Annotated in this window: 17 protein-coding genes; 11 read left to right on the forward strand and 6 right to left on the reverse strand. The window is 72.9% G+C overall.

Translation table 11 applies throughout. The features are described from left to right. Positions 1–65 precede the first annotated feature (65 nt). From ACQPXG_RS12605 to hutI, 9 genes are all read left to right on the forward strand, one after another. A complete protein-coding gene (locus tag ACQPXG_RS12605) occupies positions 66–2,774 on the forward strand; it encodes an ATP-binding protein (RefSeq protein ID WP_433467844.1) in 2,709 nt (902 codons plus the stop codon). Between the two features lie 133 nt (positions 2,775–2,907). Next, positions 2,908–3,438 (forward strand): MauE/DoxX family redox-associated membrane protein, encoded by a 531-nt coding sequence (locus tag ACQPXG_RS12610; protein ID WP_433467845.1) that lies wholly within the window; start codon positions 2,908–2,910, stop codon positions 3,436–3,438. A gap of 16 nt (positions 3,439–3,454) precedes the next feature. After that, complete coding sequence (locus ACQPXG_RS12615; protein WP_433467846.1) at positions 3,455–4,006, forward strand: hypothetical protein; 552 nt, start codon at positions 3,455–3,457, stop codon at positions 4,004–4,006. Next, on the forward strand, positions 4,003–4,311 hold the full coding sequence (locus ACQPXG_RS12620) for a twin-arginine translocation signal domain-containing protein (RefSeq protein WP_433467847.1): 309 nt from the start codon (positions 4,003–4,005) through the stop codon (positions 4,309–4,311). The genes ACQPXG_RS12615 and ACQPXG_RS12620 overlap by 4 nt, the downstream gene beginning before the upstream one ends. Before the next feature lie 80 nt (positions 4,312–4,391). Next, positions 4,392–4,967, forward strand: a complete 576-nt coding sequence (locus ACQPXG_RS12625; RefSeq protein ID WP_433467848.1) for a hypothetical protein — start codon at positions 4,392–4,394, stop codon at positions 4,965–4,967. Positions 4,968–4,975: 8 nt separating this feature from the next. Next, a complete protein-coding gene (locus tag ACQPXG_RS12630; protein ID WP_433467849.1) occupies positions 4,976–5,320 on the forward strand; it encodes a hypothetical protein in 345 nt (114 codons plus the stop codon). Positions 5,321–5,349: 29 nt separating this feature from the next. Further along, a complete protein-coding gene (locus tag ACQPXG_RS12635) occupies positions 5,350–5,655 on the forward strand; it encodes a hypothetical protein (RefSeq protein ID WP_433467850.1) in 306 nt (101 codons plus the stop codon). Positions 5,656–5,864: 209 nt separating this feature from the next. Next, a complete protein-coding gene (locus tag ACQPXG_RS12640; RefSeq protein ID WP_433467851.1) occupies positions 5,865–6,191 on the forward strand; it encodes a hypothetical protein in 327 nt (108 codons plus the stop codon). Between the two features lie 12 nt (positions 6,192–6,203). Next, positions 6,204–7,379, forward strand: a complete 1,176-nt coding sequence (gene hutI, locus ACQPXG_RS12645) for an imidazolonepropionase (protein WP_433467852.1) — start codon at positions 6,204–6,206, stop codon at positions 7,377–7,379. A gap of 3 nt (positions 7,380–7,382) precedes the next feature. Here the strand turns inward: hutI and ACQPXG_RS12650 are convergent, their stop codons facing one another. Genes ACQPXG_RS12650 through ACQPXG_RS12660 form a run of 3 tightly spaced genes read right to left on the reverse strand, consistent with a single transcriptional unit; the run spans position 7,383 to position 10,190 of the window. Next, positions 7,383–7,952 (reverse strand): flavin reductase family protein, encoded by a 570-nt coding sequence (locus ACQPXG_RS12650; protein ID WP_433467853.1) that lies wholly within the window; start codon positions 7,950–7,952, stop codon positions 7,383–7,385. Further along, positions 7,865–9,568, reverse strand: coding sequence for a signal peptide peptidase SppA (gene sppA / locus ACQPXG_RS12655; RefSeq protein WP_433467854.1), 1,704 nt, complete (start codon positions 9,566–9,568; stop codon positions 7,865–7,867). The genes ACQPXG_RS12650 and sppA overlap by 88 nt, the downstream gene beginning before the upstream one ends. A gap of 58 nt (positions 9,569–9,626) precedes the next feature. Continuing rightward, positions 9,627–10,190 carry a PaaI family thioesterase gene (locus ACQPXG_RS12660; protein ID WP_433467855.1) on the reverse strand — a complete coding sequence of 188 codons (564 nt, stop codon included), beginning with the start codon at positions 10,188–10,190 and terminating at the stop codon, positions 9,627–9,629. Between the two features lie 26 nt (positions 10,191–10,216). Here ACQPXG_RS12660 and ACQPXG_RS12665 point away from each other — a divergent pair, with 26 nt between their 5' ends. After that, entirely contained in the window at positions 10,217–11,074 is an 858-nt protein-coding gene (locus ACQPXG_RS12665) for an NUDIX domain-containing protein (RefSeq protein ID WP_433467856.1), read from the forward strand. Between the two features lie 26 nt (positions 11,075–11,100). Here ACQPXG_RS12665 and ACQPXG_RS12670 read toward each other — a convergent pair whose 3' ends face one another. The 3 genes from ACQPXG_RS12670 to ACQPXG_RS12680 form a co-directional block, all read right to left on the reverse strand. After that, entirely contained in the window at positions 11,101–11,463 is a 363-nt protein-coding gene (locus ACQPXG_RS12670; protein WP_433467857.1) for an ACT domain-containing protein, read from the reverse strand. A 9-nt stretch (positions 11,464–11,472) separates the two neighbouring features. Next, positions 11,473–13,704 (reverse strand): 1,4-alpha-glucan branching protein GlgB, encoded by a 2,232-nt coding sequence (gene glgB / locus ACQPXG_RS12675; protein WP_433467858.1) that lies wholly within the window; start codon positions 13,702–13,704, stop codon positions 11,473–11,475. A gap of 320 nt (positions 13,705–14,024) precedes the next feature. Further along, positions 14,025–14,243 (reverse strand): hypothetical protein, encoded by a 219-nt coding sequence (locus ACQPXG_RS12680; protein WP_433467859.1) that lies wholly within the window; start codon positions 14,241–14,243, stop codon positions 14,025–14,027. 208 nt (positions 14,244–14,451) lie between these two features. Between ACQPXG_RS12680 and ACQPXG_RS12685 the strand changes: the two genes are divergently transcribed. Continuing rightward, positions 14,452–15,210, forward strand: coding sequence for a GntR family transcriptional regulator (locus ACQPXG_RS12685; RefSeq protein WP_433467860.1), 759 nt, complete (start codon positions 14,452–14,454; stop codon positions 15,208–15,210). Positions 15,211–15,233: the final 23 nt, after the last annotated feature.

Below are 15,233 nucleotides of genomic sequence, written 5' to 3' on the forward strand. Positions count from 1 at the left end.
GGCCCGCCATGCGATCATGCGATTGCTGATCTTGGATGCCGCAGCCGAACGCGTGTGGGGCGCCGATGTTGTACGGCAGAACCGCTGAATGCGCAGAGATCGAACGGATGATCGCCGGGGCGCGGGCCGGGTCCGGCGGGGCCGCCGTCATCCGGGGCGAGACCGGCATAGGGAAGACCGCGCTGCTCGACCACGCGGCGGGCGCGGCGGACGGAGCGCTCGTCCTGCGCTGCGCCGGCTGCCCGTCCGAGGCCGAGCAGCCGTTCGCGGCCCTGGAGCTGATGCTGCGGCCGATGCGCGGCACCCGCGGCCCGGACGCCGACCGCCTCCGCGCGGTGACCGAGGCCCAGGCGGTCGGACGGGAGGACGTCTTCACCGTGCGCCGGGCCGTCCTGTCCCTGCTGCGCCGGGCCGCGGCCGAGCGTCCCGTGGTGTGCCTGGTGGACGACGCGCAGTGGCTGGACACCGCGTCGGCGGACGCGCTGGTGTACGCGGCGCGCAGGTTCGCCGCCGAGCCGATCGCGCTGCTCGCGGCGGCCCGCGACGGGGAGACGCTCGGGTCGGCCGGCCTGGCCGAGATCAGGCCGCGCCGCCTCTGCTCCGACGACGCCGCCGCGCTCCTGCGGGCGGAGCTGCCCCCGCCCGCGCGGAGCCGTGTCCTCGCCGAGGCGGACGGGAACCCGCTGGCGTTGCGCCTTCTGGCGGCCTCGCTGTCCCCGGCCCAGCGGGCGGGACGCATCAACCCGTTCACCTTCCACGACGGCGTCTCGCCCATCGGGGGAGCGGTCCAGGCGGAGGCGTGCGCGCAGCTGGACGCGTTACCGCCCGCCACCCGCACCCTGCTGCTCGCCGCCGCCGCCGACGACACCCGCGACGCCGCCCGCATCACGGCCGCGGCGGCTCGGCTCGGCTCGACCGTCGCCGACCTGGCGCCGGCCGAACGTGCCGGGCTGCTGGACGCGACCGGGACGGCCATCGGCTTCGCGCACCCGCTGGTCCGGGCGGCCGTCTACCACCGGGCCACCACGTCCGAGCGGCGCGCCGTCCACCGCGCGGTCGCCGCCTGCGCGGGGGACGAGCATCCCGAACTGCGTGCCTGGCACCTGGCCGCCGCCACCGTCGGGCACCGCGAGGACGCCGCCGCGGAACTGGAACGTGCCGGAGAGTGGTCGGGCGACCGGCGGGCCTACGTCTGCTACGCCCGGGCGGCCGAGCTGACCGCCGACGAACCGACCCGCGCGCACCGGCTCGCGGCCGCCGCCCGCGCGGCGGGCGAGGCGGGCCTGTTCGGCGGGGCGGCGGAACTGGTCGCGCGGGCCGCGCCTCTCACGGCCGGCCCGCTGACCCGGGCCGAGCTCGCCCAGGCGGGCGCGGCGGCGGAGTTCGAGTGCGGGTCGCCGCGCCGCGCCGCCCGCACGCTGGTCGACGGCGCCGCGCCGATCGGCGGGCGCGATCCGGCGGAGGCGTCGCTGATGCTCGCCGAGGCCGTCCGCTTCGCCTGGCACGCCGGCGATCGGGCGCTGATGCGGGAGGCGGCCGGCGCGCTGCGGGCCGTCCCGCTGCCCGCCGGCTCACCGCTGGCGCGGCTGCCGTCGGTGGCCGGCCCGGACACGGCCGGCGCGGAGGCCCTTGCCGAGCTGCGGCACGCGTTACCGGACGAGCTGGACCGCCGCCTCGCCGCGTTCTTCGCCGCGTTCGCCGACGGGGCCCCCGAGGTGGTCTCGCGGTTCGCCCGCGACTGCGGTGACGTGCCCGGACGGCTGCCCTACGCGCTTCAGACGCTCGCCCACGCGGAGATCGACCAGGGCCTGCACCGCGAGGCGCGGGAGACGGCCGCGGAGGGGCTGCGGCTGGCGGACGAGGCCGGCGCGCGGTACCGGTCAGCCCACCTGAGCTGCCTGCTCGGCTGGCTTGCCGCCGCCGAAGGCGACGAGAGGCGATGCACCGCCCTGGTCGCGGCGGGCCTGGAGCACGCCCGCGCGGAGGGGATCGTCCCGACCGTCTCCCTCGGCACCTGGGCCCTCGCCCTCCTCGACCTCGGACTCGGGCGGCACGCGGACGCCCTCGGCCGACTGGAGGACGTTCCCGGGGACGTGCCGGAGGGAGGCCCGGTCACGAGCGTCGTCCGGCAGGCGGCGGACCGGATCGAGGCCGCGGTGCGCTCCGGACGTCCGGGCCGCGCCGAACCTCCCCTCGCGCTGCTCGAACGGCGGGCGGCGCGGGGCGCGTCCCCGCTCATCCGGGCGATCGCCGAGCGCTCCCGCGCCCAGCTGGCCTCCGACGAGAGAGCCGAGCGTCATTTCGCGAACGCCGCGGAACTGCTCCGCCGGAAGGACGGAAATCATTTCGAGCGGGCGCGGACGGAACTCCTCTATGGCGAGTGGTTACGGCGAGTGCGCCGCAGGGCGGAGGCGCGGACGCATTTGACGCTGGCCCTGGAACTGTTCGAGAAACTGGGTGCCCGCGTCTGGGCGGACCGGGCGAATGGGGAACTGGGCGCCACCGGTGCCCGGCAGGCAGGTTCCCGTCAGGCCGAGGCGCCGCCACTCGTGGGGGCCGGCCGCCTCACCCATCAGGAACTGCAGATCGTGCGGCTGGCCGCGGCCGGCGCGAGCAACCGCGAGATCGCCGCCCGGCTCTTCCTCAGTCCGCGCACCGTCGGGAACCACCTCTACCGCGCGTATCCCAAGCTCGGCGTCCGGACCCGTGCGGAGCTGCGGCGGCTGGACCTGGGCGCCGGCCCCGAACCGTGTGAGCGATCGGCCGCCGATTGAGCAGCCCGGCCCGCTCGATTGAGTATTACGACTCAATTTGCGTCTGCAGAGATACTGTATTGACTGAGTGATCAAGCTGGGTTACAAAGATCACGTATCGCTTCTCTTCTCCGAGGTCGGCCACGCCATGGCTGTGAATGATTCTGTCCTCGTCGTCGTCAATTCTGCGGCCGCCTCCGTCCTGTTCGTCGCGGGCGTCGCCAAGACCGTTTCCCCGGCGCAGCTGGGCCGGGCATTGAACGCGTTGTTCCGGACGTCTGGAAAAGGCTTCACCGGCCGCCATGTCCGCGTGTTCGCCGCGGTGGAACTCCTCGCCGCGCTGTCGCTGACCGCGGCCCCGGCCCGCCAGGCCGGGGCCTCGGCGGCGGGCGTCCTCGGCGTGAGCTTCGCGCTGGCCGGAGTCATGGGCATGGTGCGCGGCGGCGGCACCGCGTGCGGCTGCCTCGGGGCGGCGGGCCGTCCTCTCGGCTGGATCAACGTGCTGGCCGGGGCGCTGCTCACGGCCGTCCCGGCGGTGAACCGGACCGCCGGATCCGGTGACCCGGCCGGGGCGTACTTCTTCCAGGTCGGCACCGGGCTAGCCTGCGGCGCGCTGCTGCTGTGCCTGTGGGCGCACCGCGGCCTCGTCAAGGACCTCACCCGTCCCCTGCCGGCCTCGCGATAGACGGAGGAACACCCAGATGGAGATCTTCTTCGGCGCCGTGCTGCTGATCCTGGCCGGCGCGGTCGTGCTGCTCTTCGCGATGCTCGGCGAGCTGACCTCCCGGCTGCCGACCGAACGGGAGACCGCCGCCGCCCGCGACCCCGAGGTCTGGCCGCTGGAGGACGCCCGGCTCGGTGCGGAGCCCGGCCGCTGGCCGGCCGAACTCGCCGGGCGGGCCGCCGATCTCGACGCCGCGCAGACCCTCCTCGTCCTCAGCACCGCCTGCTCGACCTGCAAGGACGTCGCCCAGCAGCTGTCGGACGAGCTGGACCGCGGCGCCGGCAACGACATGGCGGTCGTCGTCTCGACCGCCGAACAGGCGCGCGGCGAGCGGTTCGTCCAGCAGTACGGGCTGCAGCGCCTCACGCACTACGTCGACGAGGGCGGCGACTGGGTCGCGGGCGAGTTCAACGTCCGGATGAGCCCGACCGCGCTGGTCATGCGGGGCGGGCGGCTCGAATCCGCCCTCGTCTTCCAGGACGTCGAGGCCGTCAGGACGAAGGTCAACCAACCGAAGGGAGTGTCATGACGACACGGACGGAACGGGTCGGGAAGGCCACCGGGAGGTTCGCCCGGCGCGGGTTCCTCGGCGCCCTGGGCGCGGGCGGGCTGACCGCGGCGTCGGCGGTGTTCGGCCGGTCCGAGCCCGCCTATGCCCTGTGCAAGAAGAACTGCTGCAACCTGGCCGTGTGCCCCAACGTGTCAATGACCACGTGCCGGAACAACATGGACTACCTCTGGGGCTGCTCCATGAGCGGCACCCTGCACTGCTCCTGCTGCGAGGCGTACTACAGCGGCAAGCAGCACTCGGCGTTCGAGTGCCGCTACAACTGACGGCACCCTCAATGGTCACCTGGGTGGTCATCGGCGGGATCGGCGCGGTCCTGCACGTCCTGAGCCCTTGAGGACGGTCGATGGCCGGAGTCTCCGGCCCCATGATGCGCCGCCGTCCGGCGGACGGTGCGCGATTCCTGGCCGGCCTCGCCGTGGGCGGGGTGCTGTCGGGGCTGCTCGTGGCGCTGCTGCTGTACGTGGTGGGACGCGGGCTGCACGCGGCGCTGCCGGAGACGCCGCGCGCGCTGGCACTGGCGGCGGTGGCCCTCGCATTCGGGATCGCCGACCTCGCCGGCCGCACGCCGCACGTGTGGCGGCAGGTCCCGCAGGTGCTCGTGCACCGGCTGACGCCCGGCTTCCTCGGCGTGGTCTGGGGCTTCGACCTCGGCCTGCTCGTGACGACGCAGAAGGCGGCGTCGCTGGTCTGGGCCGGGATCGCCGCGGTGGTCCTGCTGGACCCGTGGACGGCCGCGCCGGTCATGGTCGGCCTGGCGCTGCTGTCCAACCTCGGCGTCGTGCTGGCGAGCCTGCGCTTCAGCCCGGCGCTGATCGACATGGGCACGAGAAGGGAACGGCTGTGGCTGAGATCGGTGCGCGCCCTGTCCGGGACGGCCCTGGTGACGCTGGCCGCCGTGACGGCCCTCCAGGCGCTGTGAAGGACGGCGTGATCGTGGTGACGAGGTTCGAGTGCCCCGGCCTGTGGGCGCTGCTCGTCCTGCTCGTCCTGCACAAGCGCCTGGCGCGGGACGTGCGGCGGGACGCCACCGGGTTCCTCGGGACGTCCCTGATGGTCGGCTGGCGCACCCGGACGCTGCTCAACGTCTCGCTCTGGCAGGACATGGACGGCGTCCACTCGATGGGACGGGTGCGCCGGCACGTGGACGCGACGAGGGTCCCGTCGAGGCTCGGCGTCGCGACGTCCGGCGGGGTCTACGCGTTCGCCGGCGACTGGAGGCAGGTGATGTTCGGGATCGACTGCGAGGGCGTCTCGCCCGTCCGCCCCCTCTGACCACACACGCACTAGGAAAGGACGGTCACATGAGTTCGGACTACTACCTGCCGACCGACCACGGCTTCGCGGTCGTGCAGGACATGGACGACGGCACGAAGAAGGTGATGGTGTGCGACGCCGTTGTCGGCGGCGAGCCGCAGAACGTCTACGCCATCCACTTCAAGTGCACCTCGCTGCGCGTCGGGCCGGGAGTGCGGATGGAGCGCGCCGGCACGTCCAGCCACACCCGCAGGGTCGTCGAGGTGTTCTCCGAGGAGCGCGGCGTCGTGAACCTGCGGGCGCTGCGGCGCGGCACGAGCCCGATCCTGGAGGCGGAGGCGCGCCGGCGCTGACCCTCGTCGCGGCGGCGTCCGGCGTCCTGCTGGCCGTCACCGGATGCTCGGCCGGTGGGCGGGACGACGCGGCACCGTCCACCCGTCCACCGGCCGCCGGGACCGCCGGGCCCACCGGAACCATCGGGCCCGCCGGGCCGGACGGGGCGCCGGGCTGCCGTCCGGCGTCACCGGTCGCCCCCTACGGCGCCGCTGATCTCGCCGACGGCATGCCGGAGGTCCGCGGTACCGGTCACGGCATCCGGGCGTGGGGGCTGATGATGCCGGGGAAGCGGTACCCGCCGCTCCGCGCCGGCCAGGATCTCAAGATCGTGTGGCGGGTGACGGGCTCGGGGCCCCTGCGGCTCACCGCGTCCGACCCCGGCGGCCGCGAGCGCGCCGTCGTCTGGGGGCCGGAGAAGCACGGCGGCAGCAGCTTCAGGCGCCCCGGCGAGGAGTGGGGCTCGGGCTACCGCCTCGACGAGCCCGGCTGCTGGCGGCTGCGGCTGGCCCGGGACACCGGCGCCGCCGACGTCTGGCTGCGCGTCGCCGCGTGAGATCCTGCCCGGATGAGCGCCGGTACCAGCACGGTCATCACGAACATCGGGGAACTCGTCACCAACGATCCCGCCGCCGCCGGCGGCGGCCTGGCCGTCCTCCGGGACGCCGCCCTGGTGATCGAGGACGCCGCGGTCGCCTGGACGGGCCCCTCCCGGGACGCGCCCGCCGCCGACGAGTCGTTCGACGCCGCCGGCCGGGCCGTCCTCCCCGGCTTCGTGGACTCCCACGCCCACCTCGTCTTCGCCGGCGAGCGCGCCGAGGAGTTCGCCGCACGGATGAGCGGCCGCAGGTACGCCGCCGGCGGCATCCGGACGACCGTCGAACGCACCCGCGCCGCGTCCGACGACGACCTCCGCGCCAACCTGCGCCGCCTCATCGGCGAGATGGCCCGCCAGGGCATCACGACGGTCGAGTGCAAGTCCGGCTACGGCCTCACGGTCGACCAGGAGGAACGCGCCGTCCGCATCGCCGCCGAGCTCGCGGACGAGGTCACCTACCTCGGCGCGCACGTCGTCCCCGCCGAGTACCAGGGCGACGCGGCCGGCTACGCGCGCCTCGCGGCCACCGACATGCTCGCCGCCTGCGCGCCCCACGCCCGCTGGGTGGACGTCTTCTGCGAGCAGGGCGCGTTCGACGCCGACCAGGCCCGCGAGGTGCTCCAGGCCGGCATCAAGGCGGGCCTGGCCCCCCGCCTCCACGCGAACCAGCTCACCCAAGGCCCCGCGGTGCAACTCGCCGTCGAACTGGACGCCGCGTCCGCCGACCACTGCACCTTCCTCAGCGACGCCGACGTGGACGCGCTGGCCTCGTCCCAGACGGTCGCGACGCTCCTGCCCGGCGTCGAGTTCTCCACCCGCCAGCCCTACCCCGACGCCCGCCGGCTCCTCGACGCCGGGGCCACCGTCGCCCTCGCCACCGACTGCAACCCGGGCTCCTGCTACAGCTCGAGCATGGCCTTCTGCATCGCCGTGGCCGTCCGCGACATGCACATGACCCCGGCCGAAGCGGTCTGGTCCGCCACGGCCGGAGGCGCCCGCGCCCTGCGCCGCACCGACGTGGGCCAACTGACCCCTGGCGCCCGCGCCGACGTTCACGTTCTGGACGCCCCGTCCCACATCCACCTGGCCTACCGGCCGGGCGTCCCCCAGACCCACGCCGTCTGGAAACACGGCCGCCGAGTGTGACGGTCAGGCGGGCGCCACAAGATAGCGGCGGTTGACCCTTATCAGGGGTTCCTGTTCGCGGGCGATGTAGTCCGTTGACAGGACCTCGGCTGTGAAAAGGGTGTGGTCACCCGCTTCCATCGTCTGGCGGGTTTCGCATTCCAGGGCGGTGATGCCCGTTTCGGGGATGAGGGCGTCCGAGTGGGGGCCGCGGTGATGAGGTTCGGCGGCCAGGAGGATGCGGGCGCCCGGCCGGCCTTCGGCGGCGAAGCGGCCCGCCAGGGCGCGCTGGCGGACGGAGAGGATCGTCGCGGCCCAGCGGTCCCGGCGGGTCAGCACCTCGGTGAGATAGGACGACGTCGCCACGCTCGCCACGACCATCGGGGGGTCCAGCGACACCGACATGAACGAGGTCACCGTCGTGCCGAGGTCGTCGCGGCCGTCGCGGACGGTCACCACGACCACGCCGGTGGCGAAGCCCGCGACCGCCTCGACGAAGTCGGCGCTCAGCGGATCTCCCAGGTCCCGGGCAGGGTGAGCGGGCCGGCGGAGGGCAGGCCGAGCCGGGCGGCGACGCCGGAGAGGGAGCCCCACGCGTCGAAGCGGGCGGACGCGGCGGTCCGGTCCTCGCTGGACTCCGGCGGCCGCAGCCGCTCGAACGGCGAGGTGTGCGGGTAGGCGCGGACGGGGGCGTCGGCGGCGAGGCCCGCCTTCTTGCGGGCGATCTCGATCGCCATGTCGATGCCGCCGAGCTCGTCCACGAGACCGCGGTCCCTGGCGTCCGCGCCCGTCCAGACCCGGCCACGGGCCAGCTCGTGGACGCGTTCGCGGGACAGGTCGCGGCCCTCGGCGACCTTCGCGGTGAAGTCGTCGTAGATCTTGTCGAGGGACGCGTTGACGCGCTCCCACTCGGAGTCGCTGAAGTCCTTGGTGGCGCTGTACATGCGGGCGTGGTCGCCGTCGGCGACGGAACCGAGCCCGATGCCGACGCGGTCCAGCAGGTCGTTCACCACGGCCTTGCCGACCACGACGCCGATCGAGCCGGTGATGGTGCCGGGCTGCGCGACGATCGTGTCCGCCGCCATCGAGACGTAGTAGCCGCCGGACGCGGCCAGGTTGCCCATGGAGACGATCACCGGCTTGCCGGCGCGGCGGGCGAGGACGACCTCGCGCCAGATCGTGTCGGACGCGACGGCGGAGCCGCCCGGGCTGTTGACGCGGAACACGATCGCCTTGACGCGGTCGTCCTTCACGGCGGCGCGGAACGCGGCGCCGACCGTGTCCGAGCCCATCGCGGGACCCGAGTTCGGGAGCGGGCCGCCGCGCCCGCTGCGGCCGAGCCGGATCGGGCCCTGCCCGTTGATGAACGCGACGACGTCCTGCTTGCCGGGCTGCGGGAGGCGGCTCGCGAGGCCGTGCGCGCGGTTGTAGCGGGACACGTAGCGCAGCTGCGCCTCCGCGCCGAACTCCTCGCGCAGGAAGGCGTACACCTCGTCCCGGTAGCCGAGGCGGTCGACCAGGTTCTCCTCCAGGGCCTCGCCGGCCAGGAGCGGGCCGCGGTCGGTGAGCTCGCGGACCTTGTCCTCCGGCAGCCCGCGCGCGGCGGCGATCCCCGCGGTGATCTGCTCGCCGAGCGAGGCGACGAGCCGCTGCGACGACTCCTCGTGCTCCGGCGTGTAGGTCTTCTCCATGAACGTGTTCGCCATGGTCTTGTACTCGTACCGCTTGGCGAACCGCGGCCGGACCCCCGCCTTCTCCAGCGCGCCCGCGAAGAACGGCTCTTCGAGCGCGACGCCGGTGAGGCCGACCTCGCCGGTGGGCTGCAGGTAGACCTTGTCGAAGCCGGTGGCCAGGTAGAACGGGACGGTGCCGCGGCCGCTCTCGCCGAACGTCTCCGCCCACGCGACGGTGAGCTTGCCCGCGTCCCGCAGCGCCTGGACGGCTTCGCGCAGCTCCTGGGCGAGCGCCAGTCCGATGCCGCCGGTGACCTTCACGACGAGGGCGCGCACCCGCTCGTCGGAGCGGGCACGGCGCAGCCCGTCCAGGACGTCCCGCAGGCTCGTCCGGCGCATGGACAGGATCGCCGAGATCGGGTCGGCCGGCGCGGTCTCCACGATGCCCTCGGTGAGGTCCAGTTCGAGGATCAGCGGGGCCGTCCGCCGCTCACGGGCCTGTTTGATCACGTTCACGACTGTGCCGGGATCCACCATGGCCCCACCTTATGCGCTCGGCCGCGGGGGGTACCTGCGCCGCCGGCCGGCCGAAGGGTTACCTGGCGAACGCCTTGTTGGGGATCACGCTGGCGGACGCCTGGGCCACCGGACGGCCGCGCCCGTCGGTGATGACGGCGTTGGAGACCATGCGGGTTCCGCCGGCGTGCACGCATGTCCCGGTGACGGCGTAGGTCTCGCCGGCCCTGACACCGCGCAGGTAGTCGACGTTGAGGTTGAGCGTGAGCATCGGCATGAAGCGCTCGCACGTGCTGCTCGCCCCCATGCAGACCGCGTTGTCGAGGATCATCGCGATGAAGCCGCCGTGGACCGTGCCGCCGGGGTTGCAGAGCTTCTCGCCCGGCGTCCACGCGATCTCCACCCGGCCCGGTTCGGCGGACGTCACGACCTGCCCGATGTAGTGGTTGATGTCGGAGATCTCCGGGAGCCGCCGGTCCGCCATCGCCTGGATGAAATCGGCGCCGGACAGCGTGTTCCACAGATCGGCGGCCTCTGGCCAGGTCTCCGGGCTCGCTTCGACGCTCAACTCGCTCTCCCCGGTCATGGTGATCTCCGAATGGTATTCGGCGAGCGGCGGGCCGGGCACTGTGCCGTTCGTCACGGGCGCCCGGCGCTATCGTCGGACGCATGGGAGACGGCGACGGCTGGGCCGACTGCGGGCAGGGGCACACGCATTGGGGGCGGTTCGGCGCGGCGGGCCTGCTGGCCTACCACCACGACGCCGAGGGGCAGGTGTGGATCCTGCTCCAGCAGCGCGCGTGGTGGGGGATCGGCGGCGGGACGTGGGGGATGTTCGGCGGCGCCCTGCACAGCCACGAGGACGCCGTCACCGGCGCGCTCCGGGAGACGGCCGAGGAGTGCACGCTCGACACGGGAACGGTGAACGTCCACGGGACGAGCGTCGAGGACCACGGCGGCTGGTCGTTCACGTCCGTGATGGGCTCGCTGCCCGAGCGCGCGCGGGTGGGGCCCGCGTCGCGGGAGACGCGGAAAGCGGAATGGGTCCGCGTGGAAGAGGTCACTGACCGCAAGCTCTTCGAACCGTTCGCGCGTTCCTGGCCTCGCCTGCAAGACGCGATGAAGGGGCTCGTCCTCGTCGTGGACGCGGCGAACGTCGTGGGCGCCCGCGCCGACGGCTGGTGGAAGGACAGGGCGGGGGCGAACGCGAGGCTCCGCGACGACCTGAAGAAGCTGAACGGGGGCGTGGAGGGCCTGCCGAGCGGGCTCTTCCCGTTCAACCGCTGCTTCCCCCAGGTCGTGCTGGTCGTCGAGGGTGCGGCGAGAAGCGTCGCGGACGAGCCGTCCGACGGCGTGAAGGTCGTGGCCGCGCCCGGCAGCGGGGACGACCAGATCGTCGAGCTCGTGCAGCGGGCCGGGCCCGGCACCGCGCACCTGGTGGTCACGGCCGACCGGGAACTGCGCGCCCGCTGCCAGGCCGCCGGCGCCGCCGTCACCGGCCCGCGCTGGCTCCTCGAACGCCTCTAGCGCTCGACCGGGCCTCCGGTGCCCGACTAGGCCTCGACGCGGTGACCGGCGTCGCGCAGCGCCGCCGTCGCCTCCTTCAGGCGGTGCTCCGGGACGAGGACCAGGTCGGCGTGGTAGGTCGAGGCCACGAACACGGGCACCTCGGCGGCGGCGAGCGGACCGACGATCGCGGCCAGCATGCCCGGGGCGTCCAGGCCGTGGCTCGTGTCGCCGTAGAAGCCGGCCCAGCGTTCCGTCTCGGCGAACGGTGACGCGTCCCGGACCACGGTGAGGCCCTCGGGGGCGCGGACGAGGGCGACCCACTCGTCGTCCTCCGGGAACGTCGCGTGCGGCAGATGCTCCACCGTGAACTGGCCTGGGACGACGTGCAGACGCTGGGACACACTCATCCCGACAGACTATTCAGGCACGAGCCACACCGCGCCGAGCGGCGGGACCCGCATCACCGTGGACGCGGGAAGCCCGTGGCACGGCTCGGCGGTCGCCTCGACACGGCCGAGGTTGCCGACGCCGCTGCCGCCGTACTCGTAGGCGTCGGTGTTCACGAGCTCGCGCCAGCCTCCCGCGCGGGGCAGCCCCAGCCGGTAGTCCTCGTGCGGGCTGCCGGCGAAATTGATGACGCACGCGACGACCGGCGGCTCGCCACCGGCTTGGGGCGTCCCGTAGCGCAGATAGGAGAGCGTGTTGCCGCCCGCGTCGTTGCCGTCGATCCAGCGGAACCCCTCGTGGTCGCTGTCGCGTGTCCACAGCGCGGACTCGGCCTGGTAGGCGCGGTTCAGCTCGCGGACGAGCTTCTGCAGCCCCACGTGGTGGGCGCCCTCGGCGGCGTTGTCGAGCAGCCACCAGTCGAGCGGGCGCTCCTCCGCCCATTCGGCGCCCTGCCCGAACTCCTGCCCCATGAACAGCAACTGCTTGCCGGGATGCGACCACATGTACGCGAGCAGGGCGCGCAGCCCGGCGAACTGCTGCCAGGCGTCGCCCGGCATCTTGCTCAGCAGCGATCCCTTGCCGTGGACGACCTCGTCGTGCGACAGCGGCAGGACGTAGTTCTCCGAGAACGCGTACACCAGCGAGAACGTGATCTCGTTGTGGTGGTAGTGCCGGAACACGGGCTCGTGGCGCAGGTATTCGAGCGTGTCGTGCATCCAGCCCATGTTCCACTTGAATCCGAACCCGAGCCCGCCGAGGTGGGTCGGGCGGGACACACCGGGCCACGCCGTCGACTCCTCGGCGATTGTCATGATGCCCGGGTTGCGCTTGTAGACCGTCGCGTTCATCTCCTGAAGGAAGGAGATGGCCTCAAGGTTCTCGCGTCCGCCGTAGATGTTGGGCGTCCACTCGCCCTCGTTGCGCGAGTAGTCCAGGTAGAGCATGGAGGCGACCGCGTCTACGCGCAGCCCGTCGATGTGGAACTCCTCCAGCCAGAACGACGCGTTCGCCACCAGGAAGTTGCGTACCTCGGCGCGGCCGAAGTTGAACACGAGCGTTCCCCAGTCGGGGTGCTCGCCGCGCGCCGGATCGTCGTGCTCGTAGAGCGCGGTGCCGTCGAACCTGGCCAGCGCCCATTCGTCCTTGGGGAAGTGCGCCGGCACCCAGTCCATGATGACGCCGATGTCCGCCTGGTGGAGGCGGTCGATGAGGTGGCGGAAGTCGTCCGGGTCGCCGAACCGTGCGGTAGGTGCGTAGTAAGAGGTCACCTGGTAGCCCCAGGAAGGGCCGTACGGGTGCTCGGTGACCGGCAGCAACTCCACGTGCGTGAAACCCATGTCGTGCACGTACTGGGTCAGTTCCTCGGCCAGTTCCCGGTAGCTGAGCCCAGGACGCCACGACCCGAGATGCACCTCGTACACGCTCATGGGCTCGTGCAGCCAGTCGTGCTCCTTGCGGCCGTCCATCCAGTTGCCGTCGGCCCATTCGTAGGACGACGTGAAGACGCGGGACGCCGTCGCGGGCGGACGTTCGGTGAAGTGCGCCATAGGGTCGGCCTTGGCGCGCCACACGCCGTCCGCGCCGAGGATCTCGTACTTGTAGCACATGCCGTCGCCGACGCCGGGGACGAACAGCTCCCAGATACCGGTGGAGCCGAGCGACCGCATCGGGTACGCGCGGCCGTCCCAGTGGTTGAAGTCGCCGACCACGCGCACGCCGCGCGCCGTCGGCGCCCACACCGCGAAGCCCGTCCCGGTCACGGTGCCGAACGCGGACGCGTACGAGCGGACGCGGGCGCCGAGGGCGCGCCACAGCTCCTCGTGCCGTCCCTCGCCGATCAGGTGCAGGTCGAGTTCGCCGAGCGTCGGCAGATGCCGGTAGGGGTCGTCCTGGATCGTCTCGATGCCGTCCCCGTAGGTGACGGCGAGCCGGTAGTCGGGGACGGCGAGCGGCGCCGTCTCCGCGTCGTCTCCGGCGAGGGACGACCCGTCCGGCAGCGTCCCGGTGAACAGGCCTTGGTGGAAGTGCCGGAGCGGGTGCCGGTCGCCGTTCGGCAGGACGACCTCGACCTTCTCGGCGAGCGGGCGCAGCGCGCGCACCGTCACTCCGTCCTTGCCGGGATGCGCCCCGAGGACGCCGTGCGGATCGTGGTGGTCTCCTCCGACGAGGCGGTCGATCTCCGCGCGCGTCACGCGTGCCATGACCTCATGGCCTCCCGTCACTGAGCCTTTTACTCAATGAGGGTGCCCCGAGAACCGGCGGTCTCACATGCCGAGGCGACCTGTTTCCACGAGCTTGACGTTGCGGCCGCACGGGCGGCACGACTCTTCGTCGTGGGGTCGCGCCGAATGCGCCGTCCGTGCGGCCACGTCTACCTCGCCCCAGGGGTGACATCGACCCCGCCCCCCTGGGCTCCACTCCTGTGTCACCTCAGCGACACAGGTACCTGCCGTACCGGAACGCCCCGGCCCGGTCCGCCCCCGCTCGCGGACCGGGCCGCGCCGTTCCCCATGTGGTCCTCTCACCGGTCCCCGCGCTCCCCGCGCGCCTGGTCGAGCAGCAGCCGGCGGAGCCCGTCCGGATCGTCCGCTGCCACGGTCATCGCACATCCCGCCTGTAGCTGGGCGTCGCTGAGGTCGCCGCTGCGGGTCGCGTACCAGCGGCCCGCGTCGCTGCGCCACACCTGCCAGCCCGGAAAGTCTCCCTCGATGGCCGCCTTCAGATCCTCGAAGTCGCCCATCAAGGTCGTCCCTTCCCCGAGGCCGGTCTTCTGTATACAAAAGTCTTACTCGGTCCTAGAGGTGTCAAGCTGTCCGTAAGCGGACCGTGCCCCCGCGGATAGCGCGTGGAAGGTATGGATGACAAGGAGGACGAACCAGGATCGAACGCCGCGTCGAGTCCCATTCGAACGCGGTGTACCGGCGGACGAGCGAGGGGAGGTGACGCCGGTGCCGGACCGTCCCGCCTACCTGCGCATCGCCGACACGCTGCGCGAGGGGATCCGGGACGGCAGCCTTCCGCAGGGGACGCGGCTGCCGACCATCGCGGAGCTGTGCGACGCCCACGGCGTCTCGGAGATCGTCATACGGCAGGCCATCGCGCTGCTGCGCGCGGAGGGGCTGGTCGAGACCCGCCGCGGCGGCGGCACGCTCGTCCGGGTCGTCCCGCCGGCGCGCCGCGTGGCGATGGACAGGTACCGCGCGGTGACCAGGCCCATGGCGGTTCCCGAGACCACGTTCACCCGTGACCAGAAGATCACCTGGGCGGAGTACCGGCTCGACAAGGAGTTCACCCGCGTGCGGGCGGACGACGAGCTGGGCGCGCTGTTCGAACTGCCGGCCGGCACCGAGCTGCTGCGCCGCCGGTTCGTCTTCCACGCGCGCGACGAGCCGCAGCAGATCTCCGTCAACTACCTGCCGTGGGACCTCGTCGGCGACACGCCCGTCGCCGATCCCGAGCGCGAGCCCTGGCCCGGCGGCACGCTCGCGCAGCTCGCCTACCTCGGCCACCCGCCGATCCGCGTCGAGGAGGCGGTCCGCTCCCGCATGCCGACCCCCGAGGAGGCCGAGACGCTGCGCATGACCGGCGGGGTGCCGGTGCTCGCCATCACCCGCCGGATGCTGTCGCACGCCGGCGTCATGGAGGTCTGCCGCGACATCGTGCTCCCCGCCGACCGGGTCGTCCTCGACTACTCGATCGACCTGTGACCGTGACGCGACCCGTGACCCGC

Source organism: Spirillospora sp. CA-128828, from assembly GCF_050945415.1.
Classification (GTDB): Bacteria; Actinomycetota; Actinomycetes; order Streptosporangiales; family Streptosporangiaceae; genus Spirillospora.

Excerpts from the sequence above, each read along its gene's own strand:
- ACQPXG_RS12605 (WP_433467844.1), top strand. The coding sequence starts at position 66 with ATGTTGTACGGCAGAACCGCTGAATGCGCAGAGATCGAACGGATGATC.
- hutI (WP_433467852.1), top strand. The coding sequence starts at position 6,204 with ATGAGCGCCGGTACCAGCACGGTCATCACGAACATCGGGGAACTCGTC.
- ACQPXG_RS12640 (WP_433467851.1), top strand. The coding sequence starts at position 5,865 with ATGCCGGAGGTCCGCGGTACCGGTCACGGCATCCGGGCGTGGGGGCTG.
- ACQPXG_RS12665 (WP_433467856.1), top strand. The coding sequence starts at position 10,217 with ATGGGAGACGGCGACGGCTGGGCCGACTGCGGGCAGGGGCACACGCAT.
- ACQPXG_RS12620 (WP_433467847.1), top strand. The coding sequence starts at position 4,003 with ATGACGACACGGACGGAACGGGTCGGGAAGGCCACCGGGAGGTTCGCC.
- sppA (WP_433467854.1), bottom strand. The coding sequence starts at position 9,568 with ATGGTGGATCCCGGCACAGTCGTGAACGTGATCAAACAGGCCCGTGAG.
- ACQPXG_RS12615 (WP_433467846.1), top strand. The coding sequence starts at position 3,455 with ATGGAGATCTTCTTCGGCGCCGTGCTGCTGATCCTGGCCGGCGCGGTC.
- glgB (WP_433467858.1), bottom strand. The coding sequence starts at position 13,704 with ATGGCACGCGTGACGCGCGCGGAGATCGACCGCCTCGTCGGAGGAGAC.
- ACQPXG_RS12625 (WP_433467848.1), top strand. The coding sequence starts at position 4,392 with ATGGCCGGAGTCTCCGGCCCCATGATGCGCCGCCGTCCGGCGGACGGT.
- ACQPXG_RS12680 (WP_433467859.1), bottom strand. The coding sequence starts at position 14,243 with ATGGGCGACTTCGAGGATCTGAAGGCGGCCATCGAGGGAGACTTTCCG.
- ACQPXG_RS12670 (WP_433467857.1), bottom strand. The coding sequence starts at position 11,463 with ATGAGTGTGTCCCAGCGTCTGCACGTCGTCCCAGGCCAGTTCACGGTG.
- ACQPXG_RS12635 (WP_433467850.1), top strand. The coding sequence starts at position 5,350 with ATGAGTTCGGACTACTACCTGCCGACCGACCACGGCTTCGCGGTCGTG.